Source organism: Cupriavidus sp. HE11 (assembly GCF_056097175.1).
Genome location: NZ_CP184465.1, coordinates 586992 through 606069 on the forward strand (window position 1 = coordinate 586992; position 19078 = coordinate 606069).

21 protein-coding genes are annotated in these 19078 nt (G+C 63.9%); 9 read left to right on the top strand and 12 right to left on the bottom strand.

The annotated features are described in order from the left end of the window. Positions 1–173: 173 nt before the first annotated feature. Positions 174–359 carry a hypothetical protein gene (locus ACOABP_RS20085; protein WP_066736159.1) on the bottom strand — a complete coding sequence of 62 codons (186 nt, stop codon included), beginning with the start codon at positions 357–359 and terminating at the stop codon, positions 174–176. A 580-nt stretch (positions 360–939) separates the two neighbouring features. Beyond that, positions 940–1254, bottom strand: coding sequence for a helix-turn-helix domain-containing protein (locus ACOABP_RS20090; protein WP_474229760.1), 315 nt, complete (start codon positions 1252–1254; stop codon positions 940–942). A gap of 157 nt (positions 1255–1411) precedes the next feature. Between ACOABP_RS20090 and ACOABP_RS20095 the strand changes: the two genes are divergently transcribed. From ACOABP_RS20095 to ACOABP_RS20110, 4 genes are all read left to right on the top strand, one after another. Continuing rightward, complete coding sequence (locus ACOABP_RS20095; RefSeq protein ID WP_474229762.1) at positions 1412–1849, top strand: hypothetical protein; 438 nt, start codon at positions 1412–1414, stop codon at positions 1847–1849. 142 nt (positions 1850–1991) lie between these two features. Continuing rightward, a complete protein-coding gene (locus tag ACOABP_RS20100; protein ID WP_474229764.1) occupies positions 1992–2336 on the top strand; it encodes a helix-turn-helix domain-containing protein in 345 nt (114 codons plus the stop codon). After that, positions 2323–2652 carry a hypothetical protein gene (locus ACOABP_RS20105; RefSeq protein ID WP_474229766.1) on the top strand — a complete coding sequence of 110 codons (330 nt, stop codon included), beginning with the start codon at positions 2323–2325 and terminating at the stop codon, positions 2650–2652. Before ACOABP_RS20100 ends, ACOABP_RS20105 begins: the two co-directional genes overlap by 14 nt. Positions 2653–2676: 24 nt before the next feature. Beyond that, the gene (locus ACOABP_RS20110; protein ID WP_474229768.1) at positions 2677–3159 is read left to right on the top strand and encodes a hypothetical protein; all 483 of its coding nucleotides are present in this window, start codon (positions 2677–2679) and stop codon (positions 3157–3159) included. A gap of 122 nt (positions 3160–3281) precedes the next feature. Here the strand turns inward: ACOABP_RS20110 and ACOABP_RS20115 are convergent, their stop codons facing one another. The 5 genes from ACOABP_RS20115 to ACOABP_RS20135 form a co-directional block, all read right to left on the bottom strand. After that, the gene (locus tag ACOABP_RS20115; protein WP_474229770.1) at positions 3282–3530 is read right to left on the bottom strand and encodes a hypothetical protein; all 249 of its coding nucleotides are present in this window, start codon (positions 3528–3530) and stop codon (positions 3282–3284) included. A 267-nt stretch (positions 3531–3797) separates the two neighbouring features. Then, positions 3798–3950 carry a hypothetical protein gene (locus ACOABP_RS20120; RefSeq protein WP_474229771.1) on the bottom strand — a complete coding sequence of 51 codons (153 nt, stop codon included), beginning with the start codon at positions 3948–3950 and terminating at the stop codon, positions 3798–3800. A 455-nt stretch (positions 3951–4405) separates the two neighbouring features. After that, on the bottom strand, positions 4406–4825 hold the full coding sequence (locus ACOABP_RS20125; RefSeq protein ID WP_474229773.1) for a (R)-mandelonitrile lyase: 420 nt from the start codon (positions 4823–4825) through the stop codon (positions 4406–4408). A 63-nt stretch (positions 4826–4888) separates the two neighbouring features. Further along, entirely contained in the window at positions 4889–5638 is a 750-nt protein-coding gene (locus tag ACOABP_RS20130; protein ID WP_474229775.1) for a carboxymuconolactone decarboxylase family protein, read from the bottom strand. Positions 5639–5715: 77 nt separating this feature from the next. Further along, positions 5716–6249: a (R)-mandelonitrile lyase gene (locus ACOABP_RS20135; RefSeq protein WP_474229777.1), complete on the bottom strand. Its 534-nt coding sequence runs from the start codon at positions 6247–6249 to the stop codon at positions 5716–5718. 148 nt (positions 6250–6397) lie between these two features. On the opposite strand from ACOABP_RS20135, the gene ACOABP_RS20140 reads away from it, so the two are divergent. After that, entirely contained in the window at positions 6398–7306 is a 909-nt protein-coding gene (locus ACOABP_RS20140; protein ID WP_474229779.1) for a LysR family transcriptional regulator, read from the top strand. Here the strand turns inward: ACOABP_RS20140 and ACOABP_RS20145 are convergent. Next, positions 7303–9609: a xanthine dehydrogenase family protein molybdopterin-binding subunit gene (locus ACOABP_RS20145; RefSeq protein ID WP_474229780.1), complete on the bottom strand. Its 2307-nt coding sequence runs from the start codon at positions 9607–9609 to the stop codon at positions 7303–7305. The genes ACOABP_RS20140 and ACOABP_RS20145 overlap by 4 nt on opposite strands. Further along, a complete protein-coding gene (locus ACOABP_RS20150; RefSeq protein ID WP_474229781.1) occupies positions 9606–10088 on the bottom strand; it encodes a (2Fe-2S)-binding protein in 483 nt (160 codons plus the stop codon). The genes ACOABP_RS20145 and ACOABP_RS20150 overlap by 4 nt, the downstream gene beginning before the upstream one ends. A gap of 400 nt (positions 10089–10488) precedes the next feature. Between ACOABP_RS20150 and ACOABP_RS20155 the strand changes: the two genes are divergently transcribed. The 3 genes from ACOABP_RS20155 to ACOABP_RS20165 all read left to right on the top strand — a co-directional run bounded on the left by ACOABP_RS20155 (position 10489) and on the right by ACOABP_RS20165 (position 14702). Further along, a complete protein-coding gene (locus ACOABP_RS20155; RefSeq protein ID WP_474229782.1) occupies positions 10489–11403 on the top strand; it encodes an MBL fold metallo-hydrolase in 915 nt (304 codons plus the stop codon). 190 nt (positions 11404–11593) lie between these two features. Further along, positions 11594–13237 carry a hypothetical protein gene (locus tag ACOABP_RS20160; RefSeq protein ID WP_474229783.1) on the top strand — a complete coding sequence of 548 codons (1644 nt, stop codon included), beginning with the start codon at positions 11594–11596 and terminating at the stop codon, positions 13235–13237. A gap of 376 nt (positions 13238–13613) precedes the next feature. After that, positions 13614–14702 carry a helix-turn-helix transcriptional regulator gene (locus tag ACOABP_RS20165; RefSeq protein ID WP_474229785.1) on the top strand — a complete coding sequence of 363 codons (1089 nt, stop codon included), beginning with the start codon at positions 13614–13616 and terminating at the stop codon, positions 14700–14702. A gap of 169 nt (positions 14703–14871) precedes the next feature. Here ACOABP_RS20165 and ACOABP_RS20170 read toward each other — a convergent pair whose 3' ends face one another. From ACOABP_RS20170 to ACOABP_RS20180, 3 genes are all read right to left on the bottom strand, one after another. Next, entirely contained in the window at positions 14872–15846 is a 975-nt protein-coding gene (locus ACOABP_RS20170; RefSeq protein WP_474229787.1) for a Dyp-type peroxidase, read from the bottom strand. A 150-nt stretch (positions 15847–15996) separates the two neighbouring features. Next, the gene (locus tag ACOABP_RS20175; RefSeq protein WP_474229789.1) at positions 15997–16986 is read right to left on the bottom strand and encodes a Bug family tripartite tricarboxylate transporter substrate binding protein; all 990 of its coding nucleotides are present in this window, start codon (positions 16984–16986) and stop codon (positions 15997–15999) included. Between the two features lie 144 nt (positions 16987–17130). Continuing rightward, positions 17131–17922, bottom strand: coding sequence for an HpcH/HpaI aldolase family protein (locus tag ACOABP_RS20180; RefSeq protein WP_474229791.1), 792 nt, complete (start codon positions 17920–17922; stop codon positions 17131–17133). Positions 17923–18042: 120 nt separating this feature from the next. Between ACOABP_RS20180 and ACOABP_RS20185 the strand changes: the two genes are divergently transcribed. Beyond that, entirely contained in the window at positions 18043–18981 is a 939-nt protein-coding gene (locus ACOABP_RS20185; protein WP_066736182.1) for a LysR substrate-binding domain-containing protein, read from the top strand. The last annotated feature ends 97 nt before the right edge of the window (positions 18982–19078 follow it).

Sequence of the window (19078 nt, forward strand, 5' to 3'; positions counted from 1 at the left end):
TCAAGGGCATTGTGCACCCCACTGCATGGCGATGCGTTGGAGTCCTCGCATTTCGCCAGGATGCGCACAAAAGAAAACCGGCCTGTCACACACCTCGTTCGGTGTGTGACAGGCCGGTTTTCAAATATTCGAGGCGCCCGATTCGGCGCCCCTTTATTTCTTGCTCGTGCCGGTCAGCCGTTCGCGTAGACCACCTTGGCCTTGCGCGCTTCCGCCTGCAGGCGGGTGAAAATGTTCTGGACGGCGGCGATTACGCGCTTCGCGTCGTTGGCAAAACCCAGGCTTTGGGTGCCCAGTTCGCGCTCGATCAGGTCGCGTTCGAGTTGATCGGTCAGCTTGATGTCGGATTGGGTGTTCATGACGTCCTTCCTTTAAGGGATTACCCTTATGGGGTTTTCCCGAATTGTAGCAGAAGGATTGCGGCATCGCAGCATTAGGTAATTCCGCGTATGCAGGAACGCAACATACGTCGATGGCGACTTAACCAAAAGCTTGCCGATCTGCACCGATATGCTTGATTCTGAGAACGGCAACCATATGCTTGATTCTTCCGCTCACTGCACTTCTCTTGTTGGGACTTCGCCGGTGGCCGCCACCACCATCATCGAGCTCGCTAGTGGTGAGGGCTTCGCTCTGCCAAAATTTCGCGAACTGCGGTCGTTAGCTCTACATATCCCCACTTTGCATAGCCGTACTTCGCCTTGAATTCTGAAACCACCGCGCTTAACGTGAGTTTTGCGTCACGTTTTACCATCTCTTCAACCTGCCCCCTTATGTGGCGCTTAAGCAACTCTCGGCTCACGGTTTGACGCTGTGCGACGAATGCTTGGTTTTTGTCTTTGAAAGCAGTCCAACACCCTGAGAATTTGTCGGCGAACACCGTCTTGGAGAACTGAAGCAGAGGAGCCGGGCGAAGGCTGCGCAGCGGAAAGACGCTGCCTACTTGGTCGACTTGGCCTTGCGGGCGAGCTTCTTCTGGACCGTCCGTGTAGTTTCCATTGCAGCTTCGAACTCAGAAAGTTGCACTTCGACCCGACCTAAGACGTCGACAATCGTCGTGCCCAGCGCCATACACCACTTCCGGAATTCCAGCACATCGAGTCGACGCCCTCCCCGCTCGCACTTGCTAATGAAGTTCTGATCGACTCCCATCCGGACCGCGAGCTCGACTTGCGTCACCTCTCTGGCCTCACGTTCCGCCCGAAGAGCGTTGAGCAAAAGGGCGTACTCCTCCTCAGGAATGGAAGTTCTCATTGCCGGCGTGACGGGTAGTGAACCCAATAGCTTGCGACAATAACCCGTATAGTGTTAAATTTGCATATCCTAAAATCGCACTATTGCCGAGTTTCGCGACGAACCGTTTAGCGCCGGCGCTGAGGCGAAGCGACACCCTGGTCTGCGGAGACCTGAGATGGAAATGGAACACATACGTAAAGGCTTGGCCGCGCTGTTAGAAGAGTGGCCTGAGGGAGCCGCGACAACCCATACGAGGTACAGCTTCGGCAAAACCATCGACAACATGACCGAGCTGGAACTGATGTACCAACTCTGCATAACGGATGGCCTCGAAATCATCGGCGACCCTGCAAAGGCCTTCGCCGCGTATGACCCCAGCAGAGGCAGTCTCCGAATCTACTCGATGAACAACGCCCACGTACAGCTGACGCCTTGCGACTCGACGAGCCGCTTGGCCGTCCTCGAATACGCCCAGACGCACGGCGCAAGCTTTACTGCCACCCGCGACGAAGTGACCTGCGCAATCGACGATGTCAAAGCCACGGGGAAGACTTATTTCGTGGCGGCGCTTAGGGCCATGGCCAAGTATCACGCCACCCACAGGCCTGAATAGCGCGGACGAACATGCCGAAGCGAGCCACCCTCCCCTCACGGTTCAGCCGGCAAGAAGTTGCCTGTAGTGAGTTAGAACAGGCTCGTAGCGGCAGAAATGCACCTGTAGTTGCAGAGACATATTTGCGCCCCGAGGTAATGACATGGGGCACATAGACCCGACTCGCTCGTACACCCCCGAGGAGCTCGAGTACGAGATTGGGTCCAGTCTCAGGCGCCTTCGCATCAATCGCAACCTGGAGCAATCCGTCCTGGCGGAGCGCGCGGGTGTCAGCACACGGGCGTTGCGGAATCTCGAGCTGGGTAACGGGTCGTCCTTGCACACGCTCGTCTGCGTTGTTCGCGCGCTCGGCCGACAGGAATGGTTCGGCACGATTGGGCCCGTCGCAACCATCAATCCATTGATGATGACCAGGGATGCAGAGCCCCGCCAGCGCGCGAGCAAACCACGCCCCAAGAAGCAGGAGCCCAAACATGAACCTCAATGACGTGCCTGAGAACTTCCCGCGCATCACGATTCCGGCGGTGGTGACAGGCGCGCAGCCGAAAATCGCGGTTCGGGAGATTGGCGGGCGATATGTCGCTGGTCAGACCGACGAAGAACGCTGGGAGCGTTGGAATATCTGCGAGGATTTGGCGCGGCAGTTGTTATGGGTTGCGCGGAAAGATGAGGCCGAGCATACGGGTCAGTCGCGGGAGAAGACGCTTCGCAGGGTTCAGATATCGGTGTCGCAGAAAGGCTGGTGTTCCGAGGATGAGCTGAATTGGCTAATCGAGAGATTGGCTGCGCTGCTGCAGGCTTGAGCGGGCAACCAAGGAGGATGTCGCGTGCCGCTTCAGTTGAAAGATGCAATTGACAAGCTTTACAAGCCGCCGAGGGATGGGACGAGGCAGGTTTTGGCGGTGTCGAGGAATGTCGCTGAGAAGCTGCCGCGATTGGAGTCGGTGGCGGTCATTTCGGTGACTGCGCCAGGGAGGCCGCCGGCCAGTCTGGATGGATTCAAGCAGGTTCTGCGATTGAGCTTTGCGGACGTCGATTTCATGAACCCAGAGCTTTCGTCCCGAGCGAAGGAGAAACTCAAAGATGCCTTCCGGCCGGAGCATGCGGAGAGGATTCGAGGGTTCGTTGAGGCGCTACCAGAGGAAGTGTCGACGGTAGCGGTGCACTGCGAAGGGGGATACTCGCGGTCGTGTGCAATCGCCTTGGCACTGCACCGGTTGTACGGCTATCTGGCAGATACCGAAGAACTCAGTCAGGCGAATCCTTCGGTGCTGCACCTCTTAACGCAGAGCATTGGAGTCAAACGGTGACGTTCTACCCGCGCCTGAGGAACCGATGAGCGTGTGTGGGTTGAGTGCGAGAAACAAAAAAGCACTGCCGAAGCAGTGCCCCTGAGGGTGTAGCGAGGGCAACGCCCCCCTCTCACCCAGACTCAACGCTTTTTGTTCGACTGAGCCACCACCGTGCCGGCGAGTGTCTTTGTCAACGGAGACGAGCGAGGATTGTCCAATGCCTTCGACGCCTTGCTTTCCGTGTTGGCGCCCGTCTGCGCGGTTGTGCCGGATTGCCGCAAAGCGGACCCGGCGAGCGACTTCTGGAGCGCACTCGACGAACTGCTGCCAAGCGTCTTGCCTGCGGTCGATGCGACCTGCGGAGATGTTCTCTTGCTGTTTGTAGCCACGATTACTCCTCAAAGCGCTCCAGGAGGCAGGAGTCGGCGCTTCTGGAGCTAAGCGACCCCGACTAGTGAGCCCACCAGCAATTACCCACTATATCTAGTATCTCATAAACATTCACATACCGTATCTAGTCAAATGGAGCTAGAGAGCAAATCGCTGCACGTCCCAATAGCTCACAAAAGAAAACCGGCTTGCCACGCCCCCGAATCGGGGGGTAGCAAGCCGGTTTTCAATCGGGCGCAGCGCCTGAAACGCCGCTCTTGGCTATTTCAGCCGTTCGCGTAGACCACCCTGGCCTTGCGCGCTTCCGCCTGCAGGCGGGTGAAGATGTTCTGGACGGCGGCGATTACGCGCTTCACGTCGTTGGCAAAACCCAGGCTCTGGGTGCCCAGTTCGCGGTCGATGACGGATTGGATGTTCATGGCGTCGCTCACACTAGGGATTACCCTTATGGGGTTTTCCCGCAGTGTAGCAGACGCGATGCGGCATTGCACAAATTATTTTGGGCCACGTCTTTGTGAGCCAGGGCAACCGGTCGGCACCAAAAAATTCTGCGTGCATGCCTGATGACTCACACGGACTATAAGCGGCACCGATTCAACAAATTTCTGTGCACTTCTTTACGCTTATAAATCAATCACTTGCGACTATCTCAAACGGCGGCAGTCATATGCTTCCCACAGCGCCACTTCGGCATCCATATTCTTCATTGCCCTGTGACCCGCGCGAGGTCATCGGCACACTACATGCGTATTGCGGCATCAGATCGCGCAAATTTGAGGCAAATAATTGATTAAGTCGTCAGTCGAACAAGGCACTCATGGAAGCGCCGAATTCGGCATATCCGGCACGAAAATCAACCTATCAGGCACTTTTCTCAAGCTACCTGCCGTTGCTGCGCAAGGTCATATTGTTCAGCGCTCACCTGCTCCATCCATGCCACGGGGGTCCCGTCCATAGTTTCCGCGATGGCGATATGCGCCATGCTGATTGCGTGCGTGGCGCCGTGCCAGTGCTTGGTGTGCGGGGGAATCCACACGAGGTCACCGGGGCGGATGGTCTGGGGCGGCTCGCCCCATTGCTGGACGATGCCAACACCCGCGACAACCATTAGCGTCTGACCAAGCGGATGGGTATGCCAGGCCGTCCGGGCGCCAGGCGCGAACGTGACCGTGGCGCCCCCCACCCGTGCCGGCCCTTCCGCCTGGAAGTGCGAGTCGATGCGGACGCTACCCGAGAAATAAGCTGCCGGCCCGTCGCCGGACGCTTGCTGGCATGGGCGTGTCACTTTAATCATGTCCGGGGGATGGGTTCGTTACACGGGCGCGAAGGCCCTGAAAGACTCGATTGCACGCACGCATCAGCCTGCGCGTTTGGCGAAGACGTCCTTGAATACAGGCATGGCGGAGAAAACGCTGGGCCATCCCGAGTAGAAGGCGAGCTGCGTCAGCAGCTCGGACGCTTCCGCCTGGGTCAGGCCGTTGTCCATCGCCCGGTTCAGGTGATATGGAATCTGCGCCACCTGCCCCGTCGCAACGAGCGCGGCGACCGTCACAAGGCTGCGGTCGCGGGGCGCCAGCGCCGGACGCAGCCACAAGTCCCGGAACAGGACGTCGGTTGTGTACTGCACCACGCCCGGCGCCACCGCCCCGAAGTTCTGCTGCACACCGGCAGCCCGCGCGGCTTCTGCGGCCTCATTCAGCGGCAGGCGATCGCCGCTCGCGGCCGGCAGCGCATCGACGTCAATGCCGCGTGCGACAAAGACCTGCCTTGCCGCCGGGATCGCCGCCAACGCATTGCCCAGACCGGTGTAGAAGGCGAGGTGAAGGATGATCTCGGACAGCTCGGCCGGCTTCACGCCATGATCCAGCGCCAGGGCAAATTGCGCGGGCATCTCCGCAGGCTGGTTGCGGGCAACCAGCACGGCCACCGTGACGACGCTGCGGTCGCGCGCACTCATCTGCGGGCGCTGCCACACTTCGCCCTGTAGCCGGCCCTGGATGAATGCCGCCAGCGCCGGCGACACCGCCCCGACATCGGCGATCGAAACCGGGGCAGTCACTGCGCTTGCCCGCCCACCACCCGCTGCACCCTCGACCTGTTGTGCCATGACTGCATTGCCCGATGCGGCCAGCGAAGCCGCCGCTACTGCCAGAATGTGTTTCATTGCCTTTGCTCCGGATTTCCTTACTTGCGGTACTGGTCTTCACTGACGGGCTCAAGCCAGTCGACATTCTTTCCATCCACCGATTCCTGTATCGCAAGATGGGTCATGGACCCGCCTGGTGTGGCACCGTGCCAATGCCTGACGCCCGGCGGGGTCCAGACCACGTCGCCCGGGCGGATCTCCTGCTTCGGCTGCCCTTCCTGCTGGATCCATCCATTGCCGGCCATCACGACCAGCATCTGGCCGGCAGGGTGGGTATGCCAGGCAGACCGCGCCCCGGCATCGAACGTGACCTGGCCAGATGACAGCCGCGACGGCGCGCTACCGGCAAACATCGGCGCAACGCGAGCCGTGCCGACGAAGTACTGGGCAGGTGCAGGTGTGGGCGCGCGCGAGCCCGCAGGAATCACTGTCATGGCAAGTGCCCCGGTCGCGCCCTTCCCGGCTGCGGGCGGCAAGTCCGCCGCGCATGCGCTCAGCGCAGCCAGGGCCACGGCACCCAGCAAGCCGCCGGTGAACCGGCTGGAAAGATGGGGGACGTGCAAACGGTGCATTCGGATCTCCTTATGAAAATGCTTGCGCGCGGCGCGCTTCGGACTGAACAATAGCGGAGGCATTCATGAAATGCCTTCATAGCTCCATACAGGCCACGGATGGCATCCAGTCCGGCCTGGCCCGCCTCGCAGAAAGAAAGCCTGTCCCATGCCCCGCCATAACCTGAACGACCTGCTGGCCCTGATTACCGTCGCCAGGGAGCGCAGTTTCACGCGCGCCGCTGCCCGACTCGGTGTCACGCAATCGGCGCTCAGCCATACCATTCGCAGCCTGGAGGCCAAGCTGGGCGTCCGGCTGCTGACCCGCACCACGCGCAGCGTGTCGACGACCGACGCCGGGGAATGGCTGATCCAGTCGCTGGGTCCGAAGTTCGAGGAAATCGAGGCCGACCTCGCGGCGGTGGCCGCTCTTGGCGACCGACCGGCGGGCACGATCCGCATTACCGCCGTCGACCATCCGATCGACGCCATCATCTGGCCCCGGCTTGCCAAGGTGCTGCCGCAGTACCCCGATCTCAACGTCGAACTGACCGTCGACTATGGCCTCACCAATATCGTGGGCGAGCGGTACGACATCGGCGTGCGCTTTGGCGACCAGATCGAGAAGGACATGATTGCGGTGCGCATCAGTCCCGATGTGAAGATGGCAATCGTCGGCGCGCCAGCGTACTTCAAGGGCCGCGACAAGCCCGCCACGCCGCGCGACCTGCTGGCCCACCGCTGCATCAACCTGCGGCTTTCCACGAGCGGCGGCCTCTACGCCTGGGAACTGGCGAAGGGTGCCAAGAAGGTGCAGGCGCGCGTAGAGGGCCAGGTCGTGTGCAACAGCGTCAACCAGATGCTGAATGCCGCCCTGGACGGGTTCGGACTGACGTTCCTGCCCTGGCCGATGCTCCAGCCCTACGTCGAGTCCGGACACCTGGTCCGGGTGATGGAAGACTGGTGCCCCACCTTCCCCGGCTATCACGCGTTCTACCCCAGCCGACGCCAGTCCTCGCGCGCGCTCAAGATCGTGATCGACGCCATCCGGTACCGTCCGGATGGCGCCAACGGCTAGGCCTGGGCGAGCTGGTCGCGAATCGGCAGCGAACGTATCCGCTGGCCGGTGGCCGCAAAGATGGCATTGCACAATGCCGGCGCCACGGGCGGCACAGGCGGCTCGCCCACGCCGCCGGGCGGCACGTCGAAGTCGCCACCGACCAGCCACGTGTGGATGGCGCGCGGTGCCATCTGCGAGCGCAGGATCTCGAAGTCGTGGAAATTGCTCTGCTGCACCCGGCCTTCCTGGAACGAAATTTCGCCCAGCATCGCCAGTCCGATGCCCATCACGCATCCGCCCTCGACCTGCGAGCGGATACGCTCCGGGTTGACCTGCGGACCGCAATCGATTGCCATGTCCACGCGCGGAATAGTGATCTGGCCCTTGGCGTCCACGGCCACTTCGATCACCGTCGCCACATAGGTCACGAAACTGTAGGCCATGGCGATACCCAGGCCGTGGCCCTTCGGCAGCTTGCGGCCCCAGCCGGCCCGGCGCGAGGCTTCCTCGATCACGCGGCGCATGCGGCCCGTGTCCAGCGGATACACATCGGGCGACTCGTTGTAGTTCCACTTGTCCGATAGCGTCGCGGGATCGATCTTGCGCGGCGGCCCGATCAGTTCCAGCAGGTAGTCCCTGGGGTCTCGCCCCGCCTGGTGCGCCAGTTCGGCAACGAAGCTCTGCACCGCGAACGCATGCGGGATGTTCGACACCGAGCGGAACCAGCCGATGCGGGTGTGCGCCGGCACGTCGGCCGACTCCAGCCGGATCGACGGAATCTGGTACGGAATGTTGATGGCCGTCATCGCCGCCTCGAAGTCGGCCTTGCCCTGCGCTCCCACCTTGAACGTGGAGCCGATGGTCGGCGCAGCCGACCTGTGCAGCCATGCCTGCGGCTTGCCGCTGGCATCCAGCGTCGACTCCAGCCGCTCGACCGACACCGTGTGGTAGTAGTCGTGCCGGATATCGTCGTCGCGCGTCCATTGCAGCTTGACCGGCGTGCCGCCCATCGCCTTCGATACCAGCGCAGCCTCGGAGATGAAGTCCGCCATCGACTTGCGGCCGAAGCCGCCGCCCAGCAGCGTCAGGTGGACCGTCACGTCCCTGGGATCGAGCCCGACGTGCTTTGCCACGCTTTCCAGCGCGCCCTGCGGCGCTTGCGAAGGCGCCCAGATCTCGCACTTGCCATCGACAAAGCGCGCCGTCGCAACGGGTGTTTCCATCGATGCATGCGCCAGGTGCGGGACGTAGTACTCGGCCGACACCCTGCGTTGACCCTTGCCGGCCGCCAGCGCTGCAACGGCATCGCCGTCGTTGCGCAGCGCCTTGCCTGGCTGACGCGCCGCGGCCTCCAGCGCACGACGGAACGCGGCCGAGTCGTAGCTGGCGTTCGCCCCGTCGTCCCATTCGAGCTTGAGCGCAGCCCGGCCCTGCATGGCCGCCCACGTATTGCTGGCGACCACCGCCACGCCGCCCACCGGGTTGAACAGCGGGGGCCCGTCATAGCCCTTCAGTTCCACCACGCGCAATACGCCAGGCACCTTGAGCGCATCGGCGCTATCGACCTTGCGCAGCTTGCCACCGTAGACCGGCGGTCGCGCGATGACCGCGTAGACCATGCCGGGCAACCGCACGTCGATGCCGTAGGTGGCCTTGCCCTGGGCAATATCGCGGCTGTCGGCCGGCACGATCTTGCCCTTGCCGATATAGCGGAACGCATCCGGCTGCTTGAGCCGGAGCTGATCGTGCGCCGGCACCGGCTGCCGCATGGCGGCTTCGGCCAGGTCGCCATAGCCCAGCCGCCGACCGGTCGGCGTATGGATGACTTCGTGATGGCGGGCCTGGACCTCGGTGACGGGCACCTTCCATTGCGCGGCGGCAGCCGCTTCCAGCATCTGGCGCGCCGACGCACCCACGCGCCGCATGGGCGCCAGGAAATGCCGCATGCTGCGCGAGCCGTCCACGTTCTGGCTGCCATAGCGCGCCTCGTTGGCATCCGCCTGCACGATTTTCACGCGGCTCCAGTCGGCTTCCATCTCGTCGGCCACCACCATCGGCAGGCTGGTCCGCACACCCGTCCCCATCTCGGCGCGATGCGCAACGATGGTGACGGTGCCATCGCGGGCCAGCGAGACAAAGACCAGCGGGTTGTCGACAACACCGCCCGGCATCGACAAGGCACCATACTTCTTGCCCGCCTCGGCGGCATCGGCCTTGGCGATCAGGCCGCCGAACTGCACGGACAGCGCAAACGCCGCGCCCGCCTGCAGGAGCCGGCGGCGCGCCGGCTGTTCCAATGGCTGGATATCGGTACGTGTCATGCCCGGGCTCCGGTCTTGTTGCCCGAAAGCCGGGACGACGCCAGCCGGACGGCGGCGTTGATTCGCGTATAGGTGCCGCAGCGGCAAAGGTTGCCACTCATCGCGGCCACGATCTGCGCGTCAGTCGGCTTCGGATTGTCCTTGAGCAACGCCGTGGCCGTCATGATCTGGCCGGCCTGGCAATAGCCGCACTGCGCCACCCCCAGTTCGACCCAGGCGTCCTGCACCGCCTTGCCGACACGGTCGGCATCCATCGACTCGATCGTCCGCACGGGCTTGTCGCCCAGCGCCGAGATCGGCGTCACGCAGGAACGCACCGCCTGGCCGTCGACGTGTACGGTGCAGGCACCGCACAGCGCCATGCCACAGCCGAACTTGGTGCCGGTGAAGCCCAGGGCGTCGCGCAGTGTCCAGAGCAATGGGGTGTCGGGGGACAGATCGACATCATGGACCTGGCCATTGATTTTCAGTGTTGTCATGGGGCGAAGGGCGTGACAGGGGATCGCGGGATGTTAGCGGACAAACGTGCCTGCGATTACGCGGCCTTGGCGCATGCGGTCATGAACCGTGCTCATCAATTGGTGGCGCACCGCCTCGTTCCTGCCCCACCCCGGTCCGTCGACCCGTCGACCCATACCTTGGTCTGATTGCAGCCCGACCAGCCGCCAGTTGTTGCGCAGGGCCCGGCCTTCTAGCATCGGAGACCATGGCGGCCATGCCTCCGGCCCGGCCGCCGGCCACTCTTCCCTTGTCTCTTGCCCCCTGCCCCTTGCATTGATGATCCCGATCCGACCAACGCCCTCGATTCGCAAGTCCTTCGTCCAGCTTGCTTCCGCTCTGGCCTTCGGCGCTACCTTCGCGGTGGCAACGCTCCCTTCCATGGCCGTCGCGGCGGCGCCACAGGTGCAGACGCAGGGCCCCGGGTACTACCGCATCATGGTCGGCGACTTCGAAGTGACGGCGTTGCTCGACGGCACGCACGCGTTCCCGATCGATGCCGTCGTCGAAGGCATGCCCCGCAAGGAAATCGAGGCGAACCTGGCGCGTGACTTCCTGACGCCGCCGGTGCAAGGCTCGATTAACGCATTCCTGATCAACACCGGCAGCAAGCTCGTGCTGATCGACGCCGGCGCCGGCGACCTCTATGGCGCGTGCTGCGGCCATCTAGCCGACAACATCCGCGCGGCGGGCTACCGGCCGGAGCAGGTCGACCAGATCCTGCTGACCCACATGCACAAGGACCATATCGGCGGCGTCAGCGCAAAAGGCACGATGCTGTTCCCGAACGCGGTGCTGCGCGCCAGCAAGGCCGAAGCCGATTATTGGCTGAATGCCGCCAACAAGGCGAAGGCGCCGCCGTTCCTGGGCTCCTTCTTCGATGCCGCCATCGCGGCCGCCGCGCCGTACCAGTCCGCCAACCGTTTCGAGCCGTTCGAGGGGGACGAGGAACTGGTGCCCGGCATCGTCTCCATGCAGACACCCGGCCATACGCCCGGGCATGTGTCGTACGTCGTCAGGAGCCAGGGCCAGACGCTGATCGTCTGGGGTGACCTTGTCCACGTCGCGGCACTGCAACTTCAGAAACCCGACACCACGGTCAAGTACGACAGCAATGCCGCCAGCGCCCGCCGCTCACGCAAGGACGTCTTCGGCGAAGTCGTCCGCGACCGCAGCGTGGTCGCCGCCGCGCACATCGCATTTCCGGGCCTGGGCCATCTGCGCAGGCAGGGCGACCGCTTCGAGTGGGTGACGGTGAACTACGAAGCCGAACCGGGCAAACTCGGCGGACACTGACGGACGTACGGCCAGGCAATCCCTCTATCGACACTGTTGTTCGTCATCAAAGTTGATGATGCGGACGGTAATGGCGGCTCCCATACTCCGCGTGCCTCGGTCGCCCTCACGGCGATCAGGGCACCCATAAAAGGAAGGAGAGCTGCGGCCTGCAGTGGTCGCAGCCAGACACGATAGGGAGCTTGCAAAGATGAAGTCCAAACTTGTCCTGGCAACGATTGCCGCAGCGGCGCTGAGCGCCTGTGGCGGTGGAGACGGGTCTTCCACTTCGGCCAGTACCGGCGGCACCGGTGCTGCGCCGGCCAGCACGACCACCATCAGCGGCACGGCCGCCACCGGCGCGGCGCTTGCCAACGCGACCGTCACGGCAAAATGCGCATCGGGGTCGGGTACGGCCACGACGGCGGCCGATGGCACGTACAAGCTGAATATCGAGAATGCCGTACGTCCGTGCGTGCTGAGGGTCCAGACGCCGGACGGTACGACCATGCATTCGATCGTGGAAGCTGGCGCCGGGATGGCGGCGGTGGCAAACGTCACGCCACTGACCGAGCTCGTTACGGCGGCCATCGCCGGTGGCAGTACGGCGGACTTCTTCAATACCTTTGACGCCGCCGCGCAGTCGAAGCTGACGCCCGCCGGCATCTCGACCGCCGTCTCGGCCGTGAGCCTGACGCTGACCGGCACCGTGGACCTGACCGGCATGAATCCGGTCACCGATACGCTGGTGGCCGCCCATGGCAGTGCATCGGGCAACGCCCAGGACCAGGCGCTGGACAAGCTGGGCGCGGTGCTGAAATCCTCCGGCACGAGCCTGGCCGAGTTGTCCGACGCGGTCGCCGCAAACCCGGGCGGCACCGCCGGGCCCGTACAAACCCTTTTGCAGACCGTGGCCGCAACCTGCCCCTCATTGCGCAGCGGCAAGTATTTCAGCGTCAATATGGCCGAAAACGTGATCGAACTGGCAACGTTCGACGCCGCCACCATGAAGCTGACCTATGCATCGGACAACGCCGTCGATACCTTCGTCCCCGCTTCCGAGGCATGCCGCTATTCGAACGCGGATACCGCGCATCCGTTCGACCTGGTTGTCGGGAAAGCCGGGATCATGCTCGTGCGCGACCAGCGCAGCAGCACGTATTTCACGCCCCGCGTGATCGTGCCGGCACAGGATATTCCGGTCGATAAGAAGGCCGGCGACTGGGTGGGCCTGGCGTATGGCACCACCCCCGGCGGCGGTTCGACGCTGGTCCCGAGCCGGGTCTACATGAACTTCGACAACACGGGCAAGGTCACCGCCGGAAGCCGCTGCTACTCGGGCATGGAATGCAATATCTGGACGCAGGCCGACCTGCCGGTCATCAACGCGGGCACGGGCGGCATCTCGACCACGCAGAGCAACACCTACGGGCCTGGCTTCCTCATTACGTTCATGGGCTCCGACGGCAAGATGGCCATGTTCTCGACACGCGGCAGTGGCTTCACGGTCTACACCCAGCAGGTGTCGTTGTCCCTGCCCGCGGTGGGCGCCCTGACCCCGTTCTGGGATTCGGTCACTGACGGCACTGGAAACATGTCGGCCCTCACGCCGTACACGAACCGCATCGACACCGTGGATACCGCGACCAAAACGTACACGCGCACCCGCATGGAAGACGGCCGGAAGGATTCGTGGACGGCCGACAAGCCCACGGTTGGCATGCGTTATCGTCCGGCAAGCCCCGGTGCCTCGGAGTCGTACGGCATCCGCGTGGGCGGGTCCACCGGCCTGTCGGCCGTCATCAGCGTCAACCCGAACCAGAACTTCTACTCGCTGAGCATCGATCGTCCATAAGGGCACCTGTCGTCCCGGCCCCGATTCCCTGATCTTCAGTTTCGGGCCGGGCTTCAACCCTCTCGTAATCCCGGTTGCGAGGGGGCTTTTTGCTCCGGGCCATCCCGCCTCGCCCCGCTTTCCCCGCTTTCTCCGCTTTCTCCGCTTCCCCCACTTTCCCCCGCTGTTGCCCGGCCTCCCTCCCGCCGTGCTCCCCTGACGCCACTTGCTGCGCCGAAACCCTACCGACGGGGGGATGTTTCCGGCATCAAGCCGCGATCGGCCTCTGCTACATTTTCCGAAACCCGGACGAGCCAGAAATAAAGCCGGCGGGCCTGTTCACTCGTCAAGCCAGAACGAGGATTAACAGGGGTTCCAGTCACACGGGGAGGTGACTTTGCCAGCATCCATCCATTTCCATCGCGCGATGGAGGCACTTGCCTGCGTGCCAGAGAAGGACCCGCCGTGGTCCGACATCCTCACAACCACCCGAGACCTGATCGGTGCCGACTCCGGCTCGCTGATCATGCTGTCCGGCGCTGGCGACTACCTGCACGTCAGCCATGCGGGATTGGCCGAATCCACCTTGCGCGAGTACCAGGATCACTTCCACAAGTCCGATGTCCTGGCGCACGCGGCCACGGCCATCGAACCCGGTAGCTGGATCGACAGCAATGTGGCCATCTCCCGGCCAACCCTGCAACGCTCGGCGTTCTACAACGACTACATGCGTCCGAATGGCCAGCACCAGATCCTGGCCTTGCTGCTCGAACGCAATGACGAACGCCTGACAGCACTGAGCTTCCAGCGATCAACGGTGGAAGACGGCGCGGCCATGCGTCTGCGCGAAGGCGAGGTGGCAACCTATGTCCGCGCCTTTCAGGCCGCAATGATCCAGCGGCGCAGATCCATTGCCATGCGTGTCGACATGCTGGAAGACGTTTTCGCCGCCTACGACCAGGCCATCTGCCTGGTGACGCCGCGTTGCACCGTCTCGCATCTGTCGGACGCGGCGGCCGCGTTGCTGGACAACGCGCAGGGCCTTTGCGTCAAGGCCGGCAAGCTCTTCCACCCGAACCGCAGCGTCATGGAACAGCTCGCGCGGCACATCGCCCGCGTCATCGATCCAGCTTGGCAGTCGAAGGCGGCGATCACCCAGGAACTGGGGCAGGCCATGGCCCTCGACATTTCCCGGGCCTCCGCGCACCTGCGGACCATCGGCGAGCCCCTGGCGCTGATCCGTCTGCGGCGCAAGCGCGCCCCGGCAGCCGCTTCGCCCGAGGAACTTGCCAAGACGTTCGGTATTACCCGTGCCGAGGCACGGATCCTTGCCGGACTTGCCTCAGGCCAGTCGCCGGCGGCGTGCGCGGCATCCGGGGGCGTGTCGGAAAACACCGTCCGATCCCAGATCGCGAGCCTCAAGCAGAAAATGGACTGCGCAAGAACCATCGACCTGGTTCGACTCGCACTGGCTGCGAGGACCTAGCGTCGCATGGCGTGCCCTGCTTCGGCCCGCCGCGCGACCGCTTCATCAATTCTGATGATGGACACGCGCCCGGGCGATTGCTACCTTGGCGCGGAAGCCGACCGGGGGCCATCGTGAAGCGCAGACTGTTTATGCTTGCTGCGGCCGCGCGACCGTCGCGCCGCGGATCTCAGCCCGCCGTGCCAGCCGCCTGAGCCGTGCCCGGCTCGCGTTCGGACAACGCCTCCAGCAGCGGGGCCGATGGCACGAAGAACAGGCCACCGGTCACCGCCTGGCTGAAATCCAGCAGCCTGTCGTAGTTGCCCGGCGGCTTGCCGACGATCATGTTCTCCAGCATCTGCTCGATCGGGGCCGGCGAGCGGGCGTAGCCGATAAAGTACGTGCCGAATTCGCCCTTGCCCGGCTGGCCGAACGGCATGTTGTCGCGCAGGATCTTGACCTCCTCACCATCCTGCTCAAGCGTCGTCAACGTGCTGTGCGAGCACGTGGGCTTGACCGCGTCGTCAAGCTCGATATCGTCGAGCTTGGTCCGGCCGATGATGCGCTCCTGGGCCTCCACCGTCAGATCGTTCCAGGCATCCATGTTGTGCAGGTACTTCTGCACCAGCACATAGCTGCCGCCCGCGAACGTCGGGTCCTCGTCGCCGATGATCGTGAAGCGGACCTTATCGTCGCCTTCGGGGTTCTCGGTGCCATCGACAAACCCCACCATGCTGCGCATGTCGAAGTAGCGGAAGCCCTGCACCTCGTCGACCACCGATACCGCGCCACCCAGGCGCCGCATCAGTTGCGTGGCAAGTTCGAAGCACAGGTCCATCTGGTCGGCACGGATATGCAGGAGCAGGTCGCCCGGTGTCGCCATGGCGCGGCGGTTGCCGGCCTCGAATTCGCGAAACGGATGCAGCGATGCAGGGCGTGGGCTGCCGAACAGCCGGTCCCAGGCTTCCGATGCAAAGCCGCAGACGCATGACAGGTTGCCCGCCGGCACGCGCTTGCCCACCGAGCGCACCAGCGCGGCGATGTCGCCGCACAGCGACCTGACCGTGGCGGCGTGCGCGTCACCGTCGGAAAGCGTGGCGACGATAAAGATCGCACTGCGCGTGATGGGGCTGTATACAGCCTGCGGAATGGGGGTGTTATCCATGTTCTTCCAGTCGCTTGACGGTGGTTGAGGCCAGTGGTTGAGGCGAAACGGGACCTCGACCTCGGGATGATAGGCGGCCCCTGTCCAGCGCACAACATCGCCGTCACGGCATGCCGGCGGCCACCCCCGATGGCTCGCCGACCGCGACGATCATTCCGGCACCACCCCCGCGGCCTGGATGATCTTGCCCCACTTCGAGACTTCCGCGCGCTGGAACGCCGTGAAAGCCGCCGACGTCTTGCCTTCCGGCTCCACACCAAGCGTGCGCAGGCGCTGCTGCACGGCAGGCGTAGCCACCACGGCCGCAATCTCGCTCGCAAGGCGGTCGACAATCGGCTTCGGCGTGCCTGCCGGCGCGAAGATGCCTTGCCAGGACTGCATCTCGAAGCCCTTCAGGCCCTGGTCGGCCAGCGGCTGCACGCCGGGCAGGCCCGGCAGCGCATGCGTGGATGTCACGCCGATGGCACGCACGCGCTTGCCGTCGAGCATCGGCTTGGCCGCGGCCACGGTCTCGAATACCAGGTCGATCTGGCCGCCGATCAGGTCGGTCATCGCCGCCGCGCCGCCCTTGTACGAGATCTGCTGCAACTTCGTGCCGGTGATGCTCTGGAACAGCTGGCCCGACAGCTGCTGCGAACTGCCGGGGCCGGCCGTGCCAAACGTCAGCGAACCTGGCTTGGCCTTCAGTGCGGCAACGATCTGGTCCACCGACTTGTACTGGCTGTCATTCGACACCACCAGCACGTTGCTGACCGTGCCCACCAGGTTCACGGCCACGAAATCCTTGACCGGGTCATAGCCGAGCTTCTTGTAGAAGAACGGATTGACCGCGTGCGTGGTGATCGTGCCGCCCATGATCGTGTAGCCATCGGGTTCGGCGCGCGCCACGAACTGTGTGCCGAGAATGCCCGACACGCCCGGCTTGTTGTCGATGACCACCGGCTGCCCCAGCCGCTGCGACAGGCCTTCGGCCACGATGCGGGCGGTGGCATCCGACACGCCGCCGGGAGAAAACGGCACCACGTACTTGATCGGCTTGGTCGGCCAGGCGTCGGCCCTTGCCCCGGGTGCGGCCATGGTCAGCGACAGCCCGGCAAGCGCCATGGCGGCGCATAACGTGCGGCGGTATGCGGATTTCATGCTTTGTCTCCATTTTCTTTTCGTGGGGGCTGCAAGCGCGGCCCCTTCCATACAGCGCATTCAGTACAGCGACCGTCCGCCGTCGACGGGATTGGCCTTCCAGACCTTCCGGAACCGGAAGACCGGACGGGCTGGCCGGGACAGCTAGTAGCGCAATCCCGGCGCCGTATCGTCTTGCCCGCCCTGCGCCGCCTGACGGAACGCCTGCGTAATCACGCTGGTCGCCACCGTGGCAAAGTAGCGCGCCCCGAATTCGCCATAGCGTCGCTCGTCGTCGGCGTTCAGGGCAATGATCCCCGCGCATTTGCCCTGGGCCTGGATCGCACGCAGCGTCTGCTCGATGGCGGCGGCCACGGCGGGAGCCTTCCAGTCGTTGCCATGGCCCATCGCGTGCGCCAGGTCGTTGGGGCCGACGAATACGGCGTCGATGCCGTCCACGGCGGCAATGGCCGCAGCGTTGGCGACACCCTCGGGCGTTTCGATCATGGCGATCAGCGCCACGCCCTCGTTGCTGCGGGTCGTATGCGCGGCACCCGGAAACGCGCCGTAGCCGGCCGCACGGCCGCTGAAGGCACTGCCGCGCCGGCCAATGGCGGGATACCGCACGCGCTGCACCAGATCGCGGGCATCCTCCACCGTTTCGATCATCGGCACCTGCACAGCGCTGGCGCCCATGTCCAGCACCCGGGGGATGTCCTCCAGGAAGCACCGCACCACGGGGATGATGCCGCTGGACCGGGCGGCGCGCAGCATGTGCTCGGTGGTTTCGAAATCGGCGGCGCCATGCTCGTTGTCGATGATGACGAACGTGAAACCCGCATAGGCACACATCTCCACGATGGCCGGGCTGGGCAATGCGGTAAAGATGCCGCGCAAGGGCTTGCCGCTGCGTAGCAGCGCCGGCAGGCGGTCGTCGATCGGGTGCTGGATGGTCATGTCTCGCGTCTCTGTTTTCATGCCGCAACGCGTGTGAGTGGTTGCGGTGAAGACATTCTGCGGGGGCGCGAGTTATATTTCCAATATTACTTGTGTATCTGACTTATACAGACCCTGTATATGTACAACCCGCTCGAACTGCGTGTCCTGACCTCGTTCCTGGTACTGGCCGACGAACTGAATTTCACGCGCGCCGCGCGTCGGCTGAACATGACGCAGCCGCCACTCAGCTTGCAGATCAAGCAACTGGAGGCCCAGATCGGGGCACAGTTGTTCGAGCGGACCAAGCGAAGCGTGCGGCTGACGCCGGCCGGCCAGGTCTTGCGTGCGGAGGCCGAGAAGCTGTTCGACATCGAGCATCGCGCACGGCAGATGGTGGCGCAGGCCGATCGTGGCGAGGACGTCGGCCATCTCGGCATCGGCCTGACCGCGATCTCCGCCGTCGAACTCGTGCCCGACATCCTGCGGCACTTTTCCGCGCGCGCGCCCGGCGTCCTCTACTCGCTGCGCGAAATCAGCTCCGAGGCGATGCTCCAGGCGCTGCTGCGCAACGAGCTGGACGTAGCCATCCTGCGGCCGCCTGTCACCGACCCACGCCTGCAGGCACGGCGCCTGATGTCGGAACCCTATGTGCTGGCCGTGCCCGTGGATCATCCGCTGGCTACCAGGCCGAAGATCCATGCGCGCGACCTGGACGGCCAGAGCCTTGCCACGCTGGAGCGGCGTTTCGGCCAATATGCGCACGATCTGATGATGACCTGGCTGGCCGAGCACAATGTGGTGCCGTCGCGCATGCACGACGCGGCGCGCCATCACGCCATGATGTCGATGGTGGCGGCCGGCATTGCCGTGTCGCTGGTACCCGCATCGGCGGCCGCGCAACCGATCAACGGTGTGGTCTACCGCCGGCTGTCCGATCGCGATGTGCCGGCGCTGGAGTTGTGGGTGGCATTCCACAAGGAAATCGGCAATCCGATGACGCTACCTTTCGTGGCGCAGGCCGTGGAGAGCGCGGCCGGCTACAAGGTGCCGGACAAATGCTTCTTCCGCCCCGGCTAGCCGCCATCCGGCCACGCAGCGCCCGGAAACCCTGTACGCTGTCCGCACTCCGGCGCACCCCGCCATAGACCGGCCCATCACCACGAAAGGACCCCAC

What these genes read in the sequence shown, in the direction of transcription:
- ACOABP_RS20085 (WP_066736159.1), bottom strand. Translation starts at nt 359, where the DNA reads ATGAACACCCAATCCGACATCAAGCTGACCGATCAACTCGAACGCGAC.
- ACOABP_RS20090 (WP_474229760.1), bottom strand. Translation starts at nt 1,254, where the DNA reads ATGAGAACTTCCATTCCTGAGGAGGAGTACGCCCTTTTGCTCAACGCT.
- ACOABP_RS20095 (WP_474229762.1), top strand. Translation starts at nt 1,412, where the DNA reads ATGGAAATGGAACACATACGTAAAGGCTTGGCCGCGCTGTTAGAAGAG.
- ACOABP_RS20100 (WP_474229764.1), top strand. Translation starts at nt 1,992, where the DNA reads ATGGGGCACATAGACCCGACTCGCTCGTACACCCCCGAGGAGCTCGAG.
- ACOABP_RS20105 (WP_474229766.1), top strand. Translation starts at nt 2,323, where the DNA reads ATGAACCTCAATGACGTGCCTGAGAACTTCCCGCGCATCACGATTCCG.
- ACOABP_RS20120 (WP_474229771.1), bottom strand. Translation starts at nt 3,950, where the DNA reads ATGAACATCCAATCCGTCATCGACCGCGAACTGGGCACCCAGAGCCTG.
- ACOABP_RS20125 (WP_474229773.1), bottom strand. Translation starts at nt 4,825, where the DNA reads ATGATTAAAGTGACACGCCCATGCCAGCAAGCGTCCGGCGACGGGCCG.
- ACOABP_RS20130 (WP_474229775.1), bottom strand. Translation starts at nt 5,638, where the DNA reads ATGGCACAACAGGTCGAGGGTGCAGCGGGTGGTGGGCGGGCAAGCGCA.
- ACOABP_RS20135 (WP_474229777.1), bottom strand. Translation starts at nt 6,249, where the DNA reads ATGCACCGTTTGCACGTCCCCCATCTTTCCAGCCGGTTCACCGGCGGC.
- ACOABP_RS20140 (WP_474229779.1), top strand. Translation starts at nt 6,398, where the DNA reads ATGCCCCGCCATAACCTGAACGACCTGCTGGCCCTGATTACCGTCGCC.
- ACOABP_RS20145 (WP_474229780.1), bottom strand. Translation starts at nt 9,609, where the DNA reads ATGACACGTACCGATATCCAGCCATTGGAACAGCCGGCGCGCCGCCGG.
- ACOABP_RS20150 (WP_474229781.1), bottom strand. Translation starts at nt 10,088, where the DNA reads ATGACAACACTGAAAATCAATGGCCAGGTCCATGATGTCGATCTGTCC.
- ACOABP_RS20155 (WP_474229782.1), top strand. Translation starts at nt 10,489, where the DNA reads ATGGCCGTCGCGGCGGCGCCACAGGTGCAGACGCAGGGCCCCGGGTAC.
- ACOABP_RS20160 (WP_474229783.1), top strand. Translation starts at nt 11,594, where the DNA reads ATGAAGTCCAAACTTGTCCTGGCAACGATTGCCGCAGCGGCGCTGAGC.
- ACOABP_RS20170 (WP_474229787.1), bottom strand. Translation starts at nt 15,846, where the DNA reads ATGGATAACACCCCCATTCCGCAGGCTGTATACAGCCCCATCACGCGC.
- ACOABP_RS20175 (WP_474229789.1), bottom strand. Translation starts at nt 16,986, where the DNA reads ATGAAATCCGCATACCGCCGCACGTTATGCGCCGCCATGGCGCTTGCC.
- ACOABP_RS20180 (WP_474229791.1), bottom strand. Translation starts at nt 17,922, where the DNA reads ATGACCATCCAGCACCCGATCGACGACCGCCTGCCGGCGCTGCTACGC.
- ACOABP_RS20185 (WP_066736182.1), top strand. Translation starts at nt 18,043, where the DNA reads ATGTACAACCCGCTCGAACTGCGTGTCCTGACCTCGTTCCTGGTACTG.